At 73.6% G+C, this 15,080-nt stretch carries 13 protein-coding genes and 1 riboswitch; of the genes, 6 read left to right on the plus strand and 7 right to left on the minus strand.

The genetic code is table 11. The annotated features are described in order from the left end of the window. Nucleotides 1-52: 52 nt before the first annotated feature. On the minus strand, nt 53-988 hold the full coding sequence (locus KBX34_RS14795) for a GNAT family N-acetyltransferase (RefSeq protein ID WP_210925467.1): 936 nt from the start codon (nt 986-988) through the stop codon (nt 53-55). A gap of 68 nt (nt 989-1,056) precedes the next feature. After that, a complete protein-coding gene (locus KBX34_RS14800; protein ID WP_210925469.1) occupies nt 1,057-3,639 on the minus strand; it encodes a S8 family serine peptidase in 2,583 nt (860 codons plus the stop codon). A gap of 161 nt (nt 3,640-3,800) precedes the next feature. On the opposite strand from KBX34_RS14800, the gene KBX34_RS14805 reads away from it, so the two are divergent. Next, nucleotides 3,801-5,618: a glycerol-3-phosphate dehydrogenase/oxidase gene (locus tag KBX34_RS14805; protein ID WP_099856767.1), complete on the plus strand. Its 1,818-nt coding sequence runs from the start codon at nt 3,801-3,803 to the stop codon at nt 5,616-5,618. Nucleotides 5,619-5,706: 88 nt separating this feature from the next. After that, nucleotides 5,707-6,243, plus strand: coding sequence for a hypothetical protein (locus KBX34_RS14810; protein WP_210791137.1), 537 nt, complete (start codon nt 5,707-5,709; stop codon nt 6,241-6,243). Nucleotides 6,244-6,255: 12 nt separating this feature from the next. Here the strand turns inward: KBX34_RS14810 and KBX34_RS14815 are convergent, their stop codons facing one another. Beyond that, entirely contained in the window at nt 6,256-7,656 is a 1,401-nt protein-coding gene (locus KBX34_RS14815) for an FAD-binding oxidoreductase (protein WP_141911412.1), read from the minus strand. Nucleotides 7,657-7,724: 68 nt separating this feature from the next. Here KBX34_RS14815 and KBX34_RS14820 point away from each other — a divergent pair, with 68 nt between their 5' ends. Next, nucleotides 7,725-8,009, plus strand: a complete 285-nt coding sequence (locus tag KBX34_RS14820) for a DUF4031 domain-containing protein (protein WP_088950414.1) — start codon at nt 7,725-7,727, stop codon at nt 8,007-8,009. Here the strand turns inward: KBX34_RS14820 and KBX34_RS14825 are convergent. Then, nucleotides 7,981-8,637 carry a metal-dependent phosphohydrolase gene (locus tag KBX34_RS14825; RefSeq protein ID WP_307871401.1) on the minus strand — a complete coding sequence of 219 codons (657 nt, stop codon included), beginning with the start codon at nt 8,635-8,637 and terminating at the stop codon, nt 7,981-7,983. The genes KBX34_RS14820 and KBX34_RS14825 overlap by 29 nt on opposite strands. 106 nt (nt 8,638-8,743) lie before the next feature. Here KBX34_RS14825 and KBX34_RS14830 point away from each other — a divergent pair, with 106 nt between their 5' ends. Continuing rightward, nucleotides 8,744-9,979: an aromatic acid exporter family protein gene (locus tag KBX34_RS14830; protein WP_141911408.1), complete on the plus strand. Its 1,236-nt coding sequence runs from the start codon at nt 8,744-8,746 to the stop codon at nt 9,977-9,979. Between the two features lie 18 nt (nt 9,980-9,997). Here KBX34_RS14830 and KBX34_RS14835 read toward each other — a convergent pair whose 3' ends face one another. Further along, complete coding sequence (locus KBX34_RS14835; RefSeq protein WP_210925517.1) at nt 9,998-11,242, minus strand: aminotransferase class V-fold PLP-dependent enzyme; 1,245 nt, start codon at nt 11,240-11,242, stop codon at nt 9,998-10,000. A 76-nt stretch (nt 11,243-11,318) separates the two neighbouring features. Further along, nucleotides 11,319-11,439: riboswitch (SAM riboswitch) on the minus strand. A 23-nt stretch (nt 11,440-11,462) separates the two neighbouring features. On the opposite strand from KBX34_RS14835, the gene KBX34_RS14840 reads away from it, so the two are divergent. After that, nucleotides 11,463-12,941, plus strand: coding sequence for a PrsW family intramembrane metalloprotease (locus KBX34_RS14840; protein ID WP_210791131.1), 1,479 nt, complete (start codon nt 11,463-11,465; stop codon nt 12,939-12,941). A 28-nt stretch (nt 12,942-12,969) separates the two neighbouring features. On the opposite strand, the gene KBX34_RS14845 is transcribed toward KBX34_RS14840, so the two are convergent. Then, nucleotides 12,970-13,137 (minus strand): hypothetical protein, encoded by a 168-nt coding sequence (locus tag KBX34_RS14845; RefSeq protein ID WP_172862117.1) that lies wholly within the window; start codon nt 13,135-13,137, stop codon nt 12,970-12,972. Nucleotides 13,138-13,231: 94 nt separating this feature from the next. Then, nucleotides 13,232-13,570 carry a co-chaperone GroES gene (locus KBX34_RS14850; RefSeq protein WP_088950411.1) on the minus strand — a complete coding sequence of 113 codons (339 nt, stop codon included), beginning with the start codon at nt 13,568-13,570 and terminating at the stop codon, nt 13,232-13,234. Between the two features lie 160 nt (nt 13,571-13,730). Here KBX34_RS14850 and KBX34_RS14855 point away from each other — a divergent pair, with 160 nt between their 5' ends. After that, a complete protein-coding gene (locus KBX34_RS14855; RefSeq protein ID WP_247666970.1) occupies nt 13,731-15,041 on the plus strand; it encodes an AI-2E family transporter in 1,311 nt (436 codons plus the stop codon). The last annotated feature ends 39 nt before the right edge of the window (nt 15,042-15,080 follow it).

Consider the following 15,080-nt stretch of genomic DNA (forward strand, 5'->3'; position numbering starts at 1 on the left):
GGGGCGTCGATGACCGACGCGGGCGAATGGATCAATGTCCCCTTTGCCCCGGTTATGCCACCGGCAGGGTCCTCCGGTACAGGAAGAAGACCCGCTCGATCCGGGCACCCGCGCTGCCCGAGTAGAACGGCACGGGCCCCACCCAGCCGATCTCCGCCCTGGTCAGCCCCGCCGCCTGCTGGTCGTGCAGGCAGCGCCGCAGCAGCACACCACCGATGCCCGACCCCTCGGCCGCCGGCGCGGTGCCCATCGGCCCGAACCAGCTCGGCCGGGACGACCCGTACGCGGCGAAGCCGAGCACCTCGCCGCCCCGCTCCGCCAGGTGGCAGCCGGCGCCGTCACGACCCACCGACCCGGCCAACTCGCCGTCCCACGTGCCGCCGAAGGTGGACCGGGCGAACGCGGTCAGCGCCGGCAGGTCCGCCGGCTCCGCCCGGCGCACCGTGATGCCCTGATCGGCCAGCCGCCGCTCCGCCGCCTCGGTGGACCGCAGTGCCGGTGACCCGTCGTACGACAGGTCGGCGGTCATGTTCCAGGCGGTCCGGTCCTGCTGGTAGCCGAGCGCGAGGGCGGCGCAGACCGCCGGCGTGTAGCGGACGTCGATGCCCGGCCACGCGTAGTACGGCGGGTTCCCGGCCAGCAGCACCTCGGTCGCTCCGCGCTCGGCCAGCACCTGCTCGGCCCGCCGCAGCAGCGCCCGGCCGACGCCCCGGCGGCGCTGATCCGCACGGACCGCGATCAGGTCGACGTGCCCGATGCCCGGCTCGGCCGACGACACCGAGCAGAACAGCACCCCGACCAGGTCCGCACCCCGGTACGCGCCCAGCCCGACCACCGGCCGGTCGGCGGCGGCCCGGGGCCAGAGCACGTCCACGATGGCGGCGGCCTCGGTGGCGTCCTCGGGCAGGTCGAGAGCCTGTTCGCAGAGCCGCACCACTGTGTCGGCCAGGTCGGGGGTCAGCTCGGTGACGGTGATCTCGGCGTCCATGGTCGCCGACCCTAGAACACCGTGTGGCGGCCCGCGCTCCCGCCCGTCGGATCCGGAAGGAAACCTGCCTATTGCTGGGCGGCGCGCACGGCGGCGTACGCGTCCACCTCACCGGCACCCGTGACGTTCGACGGAGCACTACAGGTGTCGGACGGGTTGTCGGAGCGGTAGGTGGGCGTGGCCGCCGTGGCGGTGTCCCGCAGGATCTGCCGGGTCCGGGCCACGTCGCCGACCAGCGCCGGGTTCGCCGACCACATCAGCGCGACCACCCCGGCCACCTGCGGGGTCGCCATCGACGTGCCGTCCAGCGCGGCGTACGTGCCGCCCGGCATGGCCGACACCACACCCACACCCGGTGCCAGCACGTCCGGCTTGCTCGCACCCGGCACCGGCCCGCGCGAGGAGAACTCGGCGACCCGGCGCTGCGCGTCCACCGCACCCACGGTCAGCACGTCCGCGTACGGCGCCGGTGGGTCGTCGATCGACGCGCACCACGGCCCGGTGTTGCCGGCGGCGGCGACCACGAAGATCCCGGCGGCGTCCAGCGCGGCGGTGGCCGGCCGCAGTACGCCGGGATCGCAACCCTCGATGGGCGGGCAACCCCAGGAGTTGGTGAGCACCTGCGGGGCGCGCTCCGGACGGCCGTCGGTCAACGGGTCGCCGCCGGTCGGGAAGGGCGCCAGCATGAACTGGAGGCAGTCCAGGTAGTACGCAGGGCTGCCGAGGTTGCGGTCCAGGTTGACGCAGCCCACCCACTGCGCGTCAGGCGCCACCCCGATGCCGTCGCGCCCCACCGCACTGCCCACCGTGTGGGTGCCGTGCCCACCCTGGTCGGTCGGGCTGCGGGTGTCGTCCCACGGGTCGTACCAGGAGTCGTCTCCGCCCCGGAACCCGGCGCGCAGCGCCGGATGGGCGCCGTCCACCCCCGAATCCGAGCTGCCCACCACGATGCCCGTGCCCGTCACCCCGAGCTGGGACCACACCCGGTCCGCGCCGATCTGGCGGATGTTCCACTCCGGGCCGGTGGGCCTGGGCGCGGTGCCGCGGCTCTGTCCCGCCGGGGCCGGCAGTGGCCGCAGACGTTGGCTGACCAGCACCCGGGCCACCTCGGGCCGGCGGGCGAGCCACGCCCGCACCGCCGGACCGCCGTCGACCTCCACCGCGTTGACCAGGTAGTACGACACCGGGTCGAGTCGCAGTCGACGCAACCCCCGGAGCAGGTCGGCCTGGCTCTGCTCGGCGGTCGTCACCAGCCGTCGGTAGACCTCCGTCGCGCGGGCGTCCCTCCCGGCCCGACCCGCAGCGCCGGCCGGCAGTCCACTCAGGTCGGCCTGCGCCCGCAGCATCACGAACAGCCGCTCGCCGTGCAGGCCCGGTTGGCCTGGACCCAGGTCGACCACGCCGAACGCCACCAGCAGCACCACGGCTGCCACCGCGGCCGACCGGCGACTCGGGGTGCGTGCCGTCGGCCGGGCGAGCAGCACCGCGTACCCGATGGCGACCAGGACCGCGACGGCGAGCCCGGCGCCGGCGGCGACCGCAACCCAGAACGGGATGTCCCGGGTGCCGACCAGCAGCAGGGTGATCTCTTCCGGGTCGGTGAAGGCCAACGGGCCGAGTGCGGCCAGGCCCACGAGCCAGCCGGTCGCAGTCCGGCCGGCGCGTGCGGCGACGGCCGGGTCGGTGCTGGGTCGCCAGGCCGCGGCCCACAACGCGGCCAGTGCGAAACCCACCGGGGGAAGGGTCAGCAGCGCGGGCAACTGCGCGCCGGACTGGCCGGTGCCGGCCGCGAGCAGCAGCAGCGCCACCCCGGCGACCAGACCTCCCAGCAGGACGAGCCGGGCCGGCCGCGGCGGTCGGCCAACAGCGAACCGGGACCAGAAGGTGGCGTCCAACAGTGTCGCGGCCAGCACCCCCAGCGCGGCTGCCGCCAACAGCGCGAGCGCGGTTTCCAGGAGCCCGCCGAGCGCGCCCAGCCAGGCCCACGGCAGCAGCAGCGCCAACCCGGCGGCGATCGCGAGCAGCGGCACCGGCCCGGTCCGATGCCATCCACGCTGACGTCCGACCGGGTTCGTACTCCCGGCGGCGTCGGCGCTCGACCCCGGGCCTGCGACGGTCTCGGCTCGGGCGGCGGCATCGTCGTTCAGCGGCGCACCACCGGTGGCGTCGCGTTGCTCGGTGCGCTCGCCGGCCCACTGTGCGGCGGCGGGCGCGGTGTCGACATCCGGGCCGGACGATCGTCGCGCCGACCAGCGCGCGGCGAGCGCGCTGAGCAGCGCGACGCCGGCCAGCCCGGCGAGGTACGCCTCGTGGTGCACCGGCGGCACGACCCGCAGCAGCGTGAGCACGCCGAGGGCGAGCCCCCCGATCAGCCAGGCTTTCCCGGTGGCCCGGACCGCAGCCGACCGGGGCAGCACGGCCAGCAGCAGGGCGGGTGTGCCCACCAGCACGACTGTGGTCAGGCCGAGCACCGGCCAGAGCCAGCCGACGCGGTCCAGCCCGAAGCCCAGCAGCACCTGATCGGTGACCCAGCCGCCGGTCTGGGTGGCCGCGGTGACCGCGACCGTCCAGCAGCCGACCAGCACGGCTGCGACCACCGACCACGGGGAGCTGCGGTCGCTGAATCCGGGTTGCGCGGGGTGACCTTGCATCCGAGAACCTTACGACCACGGCGAGCGGTTTCCATCCGACCGTCGTGTTGCGGGTCGACCGGAGAACCGTGCCGGTGCTGGACAGTTTCCGTCAGCCGGGCGGGCGGCGAATGCCGGCACGGTGGCATGGCGGTTACCGTGGACCTGTGCGTGACCCCAACATCTCCCGATCCGTCGCCGGCCAGCTCTCGCCGGTCCGCCGTGTGTCCGACCTGCGTCGACTGCGCGCCGAGCGCTTCGACGTCCTGGTCATCGGGGGCGGGGTGACCGGTGCCGGTGCCGCTCTGGACGCGGCGTCCCGGGGCCTCAAGGTGGCCCTCGTCGAGGCGCGTGACCTCGCGGCGGGCACCTCCAGTCGGTCGAGCAAACTCATCCACGGTGGCCTGCGCTACCTGGAGCAGTTGGAGTTCCACCTGGTGCACGAGGCGCTCACCGAGCGAGGCCTGCTCGCCACCCGGCTCGCGCCGCACCTGGTGCGTCCGGTGCCGATCCTGGTGCCCCTGCCCGCCGGGCGAGGGCTGCGGGACCTGCCGGCCCGCATCTTCCGCCGCTCCTACTACGGCGCGGGTGTGGCCGCCTACGACGCCTTCGCCGGGATCTTCGGCGGTGGCCGGGGCATGCCACTGCACCGGCACCTGACCCGCGAGGGGGCCCGGCGGGTCTTCCCGAGTCTGCGGCCCGACACGCTGGCCGGGGCGATCCGCTACTACGACGGGCAGGTCGACGACGCCCGCCTGGTGGTGACCCTCGCCCGCACCGCCGCCAGCCTCGGTGCCACGGTCGTGAGCAGCGCCCGCGCCGTCGGGCTGATCCGGCAGGCGCGTGAGGTGACCGGTGTCCGCGTCCGTGACCTGGAGGCGCCGGCCGGTTCGCCGGACGCGGAGTTCGAGGTGCACGCCCGTACCGTCATCGCCGCCACCGGTGTCTGGAGCGACGACATGTCGCGGATGCTCAACGACGTGGGCCTGCGGCCCGGCGTCCGGGTGCGCGCCTCGAAGGGGGTGCACCTGGTGGTGCCCCGCTCGGCGATCACCGGCGAGGCGGGGCTCATCCTGCGCACGGCGAGTTCGGTGCTCTTCGTCATCCCGTGGGGCGGGCACTGGATCATCGGCACGACGGACACCGACTGGCGGCTGGACCGGTCCCACCCGGCCGCCTCGGCCCGCGACATCGACTACCTCTTGCAGCAGGTCAACACCGTGCTGGACCGGCCGTTGACCACCGCCGACATCGAGGGGGTATACGCGGGGCTGCGGCCGTTGCTGGCCGGCGAGGCCGACTCGACGTCGAAGCTCTCCCGCGAGCACGCGGTCTTCGAACCCATGCTCGGGCTGCTGCTGGTCGCCGGTGGCAAGTACACGACGTACCGGGTGATGGCCTCCGACGTGGTCGACCGGGCGGCCCGCCGGCTCGGCGGCGCGCGCTCGTCGCGTACCGCCGATCTGCCTCTGCTGGGTGCCGACGGCTACCCGGCGATGTGGAGGGACCGGGCCGACCTGGCCCGCCGGCACGGCGTGCCGGTGGGTGTGGTGGAGCACCTGCTGGAGCGGTACGGCACCCTCACCCTGGACCTGCTGGCCCTGGTCGACGCCGACCCGTTGCTCGCGTCTCCGCTGGCGGGTGCTCCGGAGTATCTGGCGGCGGAGGTCGCGTACGCGGCGCGGGCCGAGGGTGCGCTGCACCTGGAGGACGTGCTGACCCGGCGGACCCGGATCTCGTTCGAGACCAGCCACCGGGGGCTGGAGTCCGCGGAGCACACCGCCGAGCTGATGGGCGCGGTGCTCGGCTGGGACGAGGCGACCCGGGCCCGCGAGGTGGAGCACTACCGCGCCCGGGTGGAGGCGGAGCGGCAGTCCCAGTTGATGCCGGACGACGCCGCGGCGGACGCCGCCCGGCTCGGCGCTCCGGACGTGCGGGGTTACGCCGCCGACCGTGGCGGCGACGACGATCAGGTGGAGCTGCGTCCGTCCGCTCGATGACGAATTGCGACGTTACCAATGGGTAACCATCGATACCGACCCGGATGGTGGTTTCGGTCGCTACCTACGGTGGGGTAGGTTTCCGCGCGTGCTACCCCGCGCGCACCCTCGTCTGCTCCTACCCCTCCTCGCCGTCGCGCTCGTCGGTGCCCTGACCGGGTGCTCGCTGTTCGACCGGGACAAGCCGGGTACGACTCTGGCGCAGCCATCCGCCCCGGTTGCGGGGGGCGGATCGCAGCTGGAGATCCCGACCACCGTCGCCGCCGGTCAGGTCAGCCTGCTCCAGCGGCTCGGCGAAGACGGGCCGATGCGCACCCTGAGCGTCGAGCGCAACGGCGCGTGGCAGTGCCTCGACTGCGCCGGCGACGGGGTCACCTCCCGGGGCACCCTCGCGCCGGAGCTGACCGAACGGCTCCAGGTGCTGCTCTCCAACCCGAAGTTGGCCGCCGAGACCGATCAGGCCCGGAGGTACCGGACCACCTGCATCGACGCGTTGACGTCCAGCCTGATCACCTCGACCGGGCTGATCACCTCGCAGGACTGCCCTGGTGAGGAGCGCACGCCGGTCGCCGGGGAGATCCTGCTGCTGCTCACCCAGGCGACCCCGGCCGAGGTCAAGGGCTGACCTTCAGCCAGGTCAGAGCACCTTGCCCGGGTTGAGCAGACCAGCCGGGTCGAGCGCCGACTTGATCGCCTGGTGCACCCGGACGCCGACCGGCCCGATCTCCCGGGCCAGCCAGTCCCGCTTGAGCAGCCCCACCCCGTGCTCGCCGGTGCACGTGCCGCCGAGGTCCAGGCCGAGCCGCATGATCTCGTCGAACGCCCGCCGGCCCCGCTCCACACTCGCCGGATCGGCCCGGTCGACCACGATGTTCGGGTGCATGTTGCCGTCCCCGGCGTGCCCCACCACACCGATCGGCACCTCGCACTCCGCTGCGATCCGGGCCACCCCGTCCAGCAGCGCGGCAAGCGAACCGCGCGGCACCGCCACGTCGTCGATCACCAGACCGCCGTTGCCACCCGGGTAGGCGTCGGCGGCGAACTTCTCCATGGCGGGGTGGGCCAGCCGGCGGGCCTGGAGCAGCGCCGCCGCCTCCACCGCGTCGGTGGCCGCGTAGACCTCGTCGGCGCCGGCCGCCTCGCACACAGCGGCCAGGGCGGCAAGGTCGTCGGCGGCTCGGCTGCCGGTGTCCACGGAGGCCAGCAGCAGGGCCTGCGCGTCGGTCCGCAGCCCCATCGGCTGGTACGCCTCGATCGCCCGCAGGTGGGTCTGGTCGAGCAGTTCCAACAGGCTGGGCGTGAGCCCGCGGGCCGCGATCTCGGCCACCGCGGCACCGGCCGCCGCAGTGGACGGAAAGACCGCCACCAGGGTCAGCGACTCGGCCGGCGCGGGCCGCAACGCCACAGTCACCTCGGTGATCACCCCGAGGGTGCCCTCCGAGCCGACGAAGAGCCGGGTCAGGTCGTACCCGGCCACCCCCTTGGCCGTACGCCGGCCGGTGCGCAGCACCTCACCGGAGGCGAGCACCACCTCCAGGCCGAGGACGTACTCGGTGGTCACGCCGTACTTCACGCAGCACATGCCACCGGCGTTGGTGGCCACGTTGCCGCCGATCGTCGACGACTCCCAGGAGCCGGGATCCGGCGGATACCAGAGGCCCTGCTTCGCCACCGCCCCGGCCAGTGCCGCGTTGACCACCCCGGGTTGGACCACAGCGATCCGGCTCACCGGGTCGATCTCCCGGATCTCGTCCATCGCCACGGTGCTCAGCACCACCGCGCCGTCCACCGCGTTCGCCGCGCCGGCCAACCCGGTCCGCGCACCCTGCGGCACCACGGGTACGCCGTGCCGCGCCGCTGCCCGGACCACGGCGACCACCTGTTCGGTGCTGCGCGGACGGGTCACCACGAGCGGGGTGCCGGCGGCGCACAGGTCGGCCTCGTCCCGCTGGTGCATCCGCAGCAGGTCCGGGTCGGTGAGCACGGCGTCGCCACCGAGCGCGTCGCGCAGGTCGTCGAGGAGATTGGTGGGGGCCATGCAGCCGAGGCTAGGTCGCCAGCGGGCGATCATCAACATGATCAACTGAGCGGGATAGCTTGGGCACCATGCTCTACCTGGACCGGCCTGCCTGGCCGTGGCGCGGTCGGCTCTGGTCGCACCTGATCAGCGACGTCTCGTACGCCGAGCTGCACGCCTTCGCCGAGACACTCGGCGCGCCCCGACGCGGCTTCGACCGGGACCACTACGACATTCCGGCCGACCGGTTCGCGGCGGCGGTGTGGCTCGGTGCCCAGGTGGTGCCGAGCCGGGAGCTGGTCCGGTTGCTCCGCTCCGCGGGACTGCGTCGCCCGAAACACCTGGTCAGCCCGCGCCCGTCGACCCCTCGCTGAGCGCGGCCAGCTCGCGGCGCACGTTGCCCCGGGCAGGCTCCTCCCATCGGGCGGCCAGCGGCGGCAGCCGGAACAGCGCGGGCAGCGCCAGCAGGCCGGTCAACACAGCGGCCCGCCCGGCCCGGAAGGCCGGCTCCGGCACGTGCGCGTACTCCCGCCGGATGGCTGCCGCGTACCTGTCGTAGTCGGCCGGCGGGGCGGCCAGCACGACGAGGTCCGCGTCGCACAGCAGGGCGCCGTCCGGGTCGCCCGGTGCCACGGTGTGCCCGGCGGTGAGCAGTACCAGACGGTGCACCTCCGCCGCCGTGGGCGCCGGCACTCCGAGCCCGGCGAGCACGCTCTCGGCCAGCGCGGCACTGTCGCGTTCGTTGGCGTCGCCGACGGCCCGCGGGTCGTAGACGGCATCGTGGAACCAGGCCGCCAATCGGACCACGTCAGGCCGGCCGGCCAGGTCGGCGTGCTCGTCCACCACGTCGAGCACCGCCGTCAGGTGGGCCACCGTGTGATAGCGCCGGTGCGGCTCCCGCCACCGGGCGAGCAACTGCTCCCCGGCACCGGTCGACGTCGGGCCCGAACCCGCACCGGCGCCCCGGGCCGCGATTCGCCAGCGATCCAGCAGATCAACCACCGCCCGAGTCTGCCGCATCCGCCCACGACGCGCGAGAAGGGAGGATTCAGCGGGCCCACCACGGGTAGTCGCGCCCATGGCCGTGGCCCGGGACAAGCGACCTCCGATGGTGCGACGTACCGCGCTGCGCAAGGGGCTGGTGGACATCGACGGTGCCCGGATCGCCGAGGCCACCGAGGAGCTGCGCCATCGCGGCCGGGCCACCCTGCACGACCGGCTGCACCGGGTGCGGATGGCCGGCGGGCTCGCCGTGCAGGCCGGGCTGGCTGCCGGGCTGGCGTACTTCGTCTCGCACCGGCTGCTCGGCAACCCGCAACCGGTGTTCGCGCCGATCTCCGCGGTCGGCACCCTGGCCGCGTCGGTCGGCCAGCGGTTCCGCCGGACCGTGGAGTTGATCGTCGGGGTGGGCGTCGGGGTGGGCGTCGGCGACCTGTTGATCTATTTTCTCGGCACCGGGGCGTGGCAGCTCGGCCTGGTGGTCACGGTGGCGATCCTGCTTACCATCTTCGCCGGGGCGAGCGTCGCCATCGTCATTCAGGCGGCGGCGACGGCGGTGCTGATCGTCACGCTGAGCCCGTCGACCCAGAACCTGGAGATCCCCCGCTTCGTCGACGCGTTCCTCGGCGGTGGGATCGCGCTGCTGGTCACGGCTGTGCTGCTGCCACTGAACCCGCTCCGGGTGATCAACCGGGCCGCCCGGCCGGCGCTGGACCTGCTCGCCGCCCAACTTGACGCCACCGCCGACGGGCTGCGCAGCCGGGACCGCGCCGGCATCCAGCGGGCACTGGACCGGCTGCGCAACAACAAGGAGGAGCTGGCCACGCTGGGGGAGGCGATCGAAGGCGCGAAGGAGACAGCCACCCTCTCCCCGGCCCGGTGGCACCGCCGCGACGAGTTGACCCACTACGCGGAGGCGGCCGACCCGATCGACCGGGCGATGCGCAACAGCGGCACGCTGATCCGCAGGTCCGTGACCCTGGTCGAGGACGAGGAACCGGTGCCCGATCCGATGCCGGACGCGATCAACCACCTCGCCGAGTCGGTCCGGCTGCTCAAACACGAGTTCGCCGCCGGCGAGGAACCGGAGAAGGCCCGCGAGCGGTCGCTGCGGGCCGTCAGCGAGGCCGGGCGAGCGTACGGCGACGGGGTCGGCTTCTCCGGCAGTGTGGTGGTCGCCCAGATCCGGACCACCGCGAGCGACCTGCTGGTGGCCTCCGGGATCGAACAGGAGGAGGCGAACCGGTGGATCCGCACCGCCTTCGGTGAGCAGGAGCGCCCCGTCGGAGAGCCCGCCGAGCCGGGCGAGGCGCCGAAACCACCCACCGCCCCGCCGGTCGGCTGAGCGAGTCGCGCGGAGGCCTCAGCCCAGCTCGGCGAGCGCGGCGAGCAGCCGGTCCACCTGGGCCGCCGTGCTGCCCAGGCCGATGCTGGCACGCAGCGCGGTGGGCGGCAGGTCCCGCCGACCGGTACGCCCCGCCGCCTCGGTGAGCAGCCGCCGGGCCAGCGGGTGAGCGCAGAACAAGCCGTCCCGTACGCCGATGTGGTGCTCGGCCGCCAGTCGCGCGGCCACGTCGCTGGATTCCCAGCCGGCGACCACGAACGAAACGATCCCGACCCGGGGCGCGTCCGGACCGAAGGTGCGCAGCTCCACGACGTGCGGCAGGGCGGCGATGCCGGAGCGCAGTCGAGCCAGCAGCGCCTGCTCGTGGGCGGCCAGTGCCGCCCGGTCGGCGTCGTCGAGCGCCGCACACACGGCGGCCAGCGCCACCGCGCCGAGCAGGTTCGGGGTGCCGCCCTCGTGCCGGGCCGGCCCGGTCGCCCAGGTCACGTCGTGGGTCGCCGGCCCGACGTGGCTGGTGGCACCACCACCGGCCAGGTACGGCGGGGCGTCGTCCAGCCAGTCCGCCCGGCCGATGAGCACACCCGCACCGAACGGCGCGTACAGCTTGTGGCCGGACACGGCCAGATAGTCGACGTCGAGGGCGAGCAGGTCGACCGGGACGTGCGGGGCGAGTTGCGCGGCGTCCAGCACGATCCGGGCGCCGTGCCGGTGTGCCACCCGGGCCAGCTCGGCGACCGGCCACAGCTCACCTGTCACGTTGCTGGCACCGGTCACCGCGACCAGCACCGGCAGCGCCGGGTTGCTGCCCCGGCGTAGCTCGGTGAGGGCGGCGGCGAGGTCGCGTACCGCCGCGTCGGGGTCGGTGGGCACCGGCAACCGCACCGAGCCGCGCGGCCAGGGCAGCAGGTTGGCGTGGTGCTCGCCGGCGTTGGTGACCACTGTCGTGCCGGCCGGCAGGGCCCGCGCCAGCAGGTTGAGCGCATCGGTCGTGTTGCGGGTGAAGATCACGTGGTCGTCGGCGCGGCCGCCGAAGAAGTCACCGACCGTCTGGCGGGCCTGCTCGTAGGCGAGGGTGCAGCGCCGGGACAGCGCTCCCGCCCCACGATGCACGCTCGCGTACCAGGGCAGCAGCTCGGTCACCGCGTCGGCGGCGGCCCGCACGCACGGTGCGCTGGCCGCGTAGTCCAGGTTGATCTCGCCCGGTACGCCGAGGACGTCCAGCGGTCGCGACGAGGCCGGCCGGGGCGCGGCGTCGACGCGGATGGGCAGCGAGGAGACAAGGGTGACGGACACGCCGGAACCTCCGGGGTCAGGGACCCCGGGTGCGGCATCGGGACGGGGTCCGCGCTTGCCCAGCACACCGATCGGGCTGGGCCCGGTCATCACCCGGGGCACCCCACCGCGAACTCGACGAGGGTTGCCGGCCAGCAAGCCGGGGCTTGACGCTGGCGCTCGTGACCTGCCGGCAGCATAGCGGCTGCCGATGCGACCGGACCAACCGGCGGCAGATCGCTACGCTGACCGCATGGCCGACACCCCGCCCGGTTCACCCCTGCCGTCGTCGCCCGCGCCAGCGGCCCCGTCCGTCGGCGAGGCACCCCGGATGCCGCTGCGCCGACTGGGCTGGCGACGGTTCCTGGCGCTGGCCGGGGTGGTGCTGCTCATCGCCGCCTGCGCGGTGTTCATGGTCTTCACGCTCGGCCAGTCGCTCGGCGTACAGGCCCTGCTGATCGGGGTGGCCGCCGCCATCCTGCCGGTGCCGGTGCTGGTCGCCTGCTTCCTCTGGCTGGACCGGTACGAACCGGAGCCGTTGAAATATCTGATCTTCTGCTTCGCCTGGGGAGCGTTCGTCTCCACCGCCGCCTCGCTCACCGTGAACGACTTCGCGGCCAACCGCTTCGAGGACTGGGGTCTGCCGTCCGCGCTCACCGGGGTGCTGGTGGCGCCGTTCATCGAGGAGCTGACCAAGGCGCTCGGCCCGATCCTGCTGCTGGTGTTCCGCCGCCGCGAGTGGTCCGGGATCACCGACGGCCTGGTCTACTGCGGGCTGTCCGCGGTCGGCTTCGCCATGGTGGAGAACATCCTCTACCTGGGCGGGTTGGGCTACGCGTCCGGTGTCGACCGGTACGGCCCGGCCACCGGCATCCAGCAGGTCATCGCGATCTTCATCCTGCGGATCCTGCTGTTCGGGTTCGCTCACCCGCTCTTCACCTCGATGACCGGTGTGGGGCTGGGCATCGCGGCGCGGACGGCCGACCGACGGGTCCGGGTGCTCGCCCCGATCGGCGGCCTGCTGCTGGCGATGATGTTGCACGGCACGTGGAACCTGCTGCCCACACTGACCCAGGCCACGGGCCAGGCGTTGATCATGCTGTACGGCTTCCTGGGCCTGATGGTGCCGGTGTTCTTCGGGATGGTGGGGCTGGCGGTGTGGCTGCGCGCCTGGGAGGGGCGGCTCACCGAGCGGACCCTGCCGGACTACGTACGCGCCGGCTGGCTGAGCCCGCCCGAGGTGGCCGCGCTGAGCAGCCTCGGCCGGCGGCACGCGGCCCGCAGGTGGGCCCGGCGGGTCGCCGGCGACGCCGGGGTGCGCGCCATGCGCGGTTACCAGTCCGCCGCCACCCGGCTGGCCCTGCTGCGTGACGGCACGCTGCGCGGCCTGGACCGCAAGCCCGCCGACCAGGACCGGAGCGCGCGAGAGGAGCGGGAGCTGTTGGACGCGATCACCGCGTACCGGTCGTTCTTCGTCGGCCGGGACCCGCAGGCCCCGACCGGGGTCTGGGACGGCAGCCGCTACCACCTGCGCTTCCCGGACGGTACGCAGCGCCCGGTGGACGCGCCGGACGAGCCGGTGGTGCCGATTCCGGTGGTGCTCGCCCCTGCTGCGCCTCCGGTGGGCTACGCCCCGTCCGGCTGGCCCGCCCTGCGACCGCCCGCGCCCTGGCCGCCGAATCACCCCTGACGGCCGGTGCCCCGGCCGGCGGCCCAGCTCAGGTCATCAGGGTGGTGAGGAAGTCACCGAAACCCTGGAACATCGCGATCAGCGCCGCCCCGATCGCCTTGAACATCTGTGCGGCGCCGTCCGGCCGGAAGGCCACGAAGTAGATCAGGAACGCGACGCTGCCCCAGGTCAACAACTTCTTAACGAATACCGGCATCGTCCCTCCCCAGGGCCACGGTCGCCGGATGGCTTCCCGTCGTGCGGCCGGGCAAACGGCGCGCGGCGGGGCGTGGTGGCCCGGGGGAGGTGCGTCAGAGGTAGAGGCCGGTGGGGTCGTTCTCGATCCGCTCGGCGGCCACGGCGTGCACGTCCCGCTCGCGCAGCAGCACGTACCCGCGGCCGTGCAGCTCGACCTCGGAGCGGTCGTCCGGGTCGAAGAGCACCCGGTCGCCGGAGACGATGGCGCGGACGTTCGGGCCCACCCCCACGGCGGTGGCCCAGGCGAGGCGCTTGCCGACCTGGGCGGTCGCCGGGATGACGATGCCGGCGGTGGAGCGACGTTCGCCCTCGCTGCCCTCCATTCGCACCAGCACCCGGTCGTGCAGCAGGCGGATCGGCAGGCCAGCGTCGAGATCGTTGTCGACGGTCACGCCGCAGACGCTACCGTGTGGCCGACGGCCGGCCGCCGGTGGTTACGCCGGTGGGGGCGGGGGCAATGTGTGGCGGAACTGCCCTACGGTGTCGGCAACGGACGTATGCTGTCCGACCTGTCGCCGTGGGCGGACCGATTTCTTCTGCCAGGAGGTGCGCTTGAGCCGCTTCGAGCGGGTACGCGGGCGGCTGCGCCGCGCCTACCAGTCACGACAGGAGTCGGCGCGCTCCGACGAGGGCAGCACGACCGAGGAGTTGAGCGGCGTGTCGGACGCCGCCCGGGTGGCGTCGCCGGCCGTTCCGGGGCCGACCGCACCGCCGAGCGCCTCGGTCTTCGGCGCGGAACCTCCGGTGGACCTGCACAGCTCGACCTCCAGCCGGGATGACGCTGACGTTCCGCACGGGCTGCGGATCGCCGCCGCGTGGTGCTGGCGCCTGATCGTGATCGGTGTGGTGGCCTGGGCCCTGCTCCGGATCGTCGGCACGATCAAGATCGTGATCATCCCGTTGGCCATCGCTCTGCTGCTCTCCGCGCTGCTCGCGCCGGCGGTGGGCTGGCTGCTGCGGGCCCGACTGCCCCGGTCGCTGGCGACGGCGGTGGTGCTGGTCGGCGGCCTGGCCGCGGTGATCGGCACGCTGACGCTGGTGGTCAACGAGTTCATCCGCGGTGTGCCGGAGCTCAGCGAGAAGTCCTCGGAGGGCGTGCGGCAGATCCAGGACTGGCTGAAGACGGGCCCGCTGCACCTCTCCGACGGCCAGCTCGACCGCTACATCGACGAGGCGCAGGCCTGGATCAACGACAACACCTCGAAGTTCACCAGCGGCGCGCTGAGCACGGCCGCGACGCTGGCGGAGGTGCTGACCGGCACGCTGCTGGTGCTCTTCGCGACGTTCTTCTTCCTGCGCGACGGCAACCGGATCTGGCGTTTCCTGGTCCGGCTCCTGCCGGTCGCCGCTCGGTGGAAGGTCGACGACGCGGGCCGCGCCTCCTGGCACACGCTCGGCGCCTACGTGCGCGCGACAGTGCTGGTCGCCTTCATCGACGCGGTCGGCATCGGCATCTTCCTGGTCATCTTCGACGTTCCGTTCGCCTTCCCACTGGCCGCGCTGGTCTTCCTCGGCGCGTTCATCCCGATCGTCGGTGCGGCGCTCTCCGGTGGCGTGGCGGTGTTGGTGGCGCTGGTCGACAGCGGCCCGGTCACCGCGTTGATCATCCTGGGTGCGGTGATCGGTGTGCAGCAGATCGAGGGGCACGTGCTCCAGCCGCTGATCATGGGCCGGGCGGTCGCTCTCCACCCGCTCGCCGTGATCATCGGTATCGCCGCCGGTGTCGTACTCGCCGGCATCACTGGCGCCCTGGTCTCCGTGCCGCTCATCGCGGTGCTGAACACCGCGGTCCGCCGGCTCGCCGCCCGAAGGGTCCCGGACACCCCACCCGACGCCGTGGTCGTCGCCTCCCAGGCACCCTGACCTCCCAGGCCGCCGGCGACAAGATCGCGCACGATCGTG

Origin of the sequence: Micromonospora sp. M61 (assembly GCF_018070245.1) — a bacterium.
GTDB classification, from domain to species: Bacteria; Actinomycetota; Actinomycetes; order Mycobacteriales; family Micromonosporaceae; genus Micromonospora; species Micromonospora zamorensis.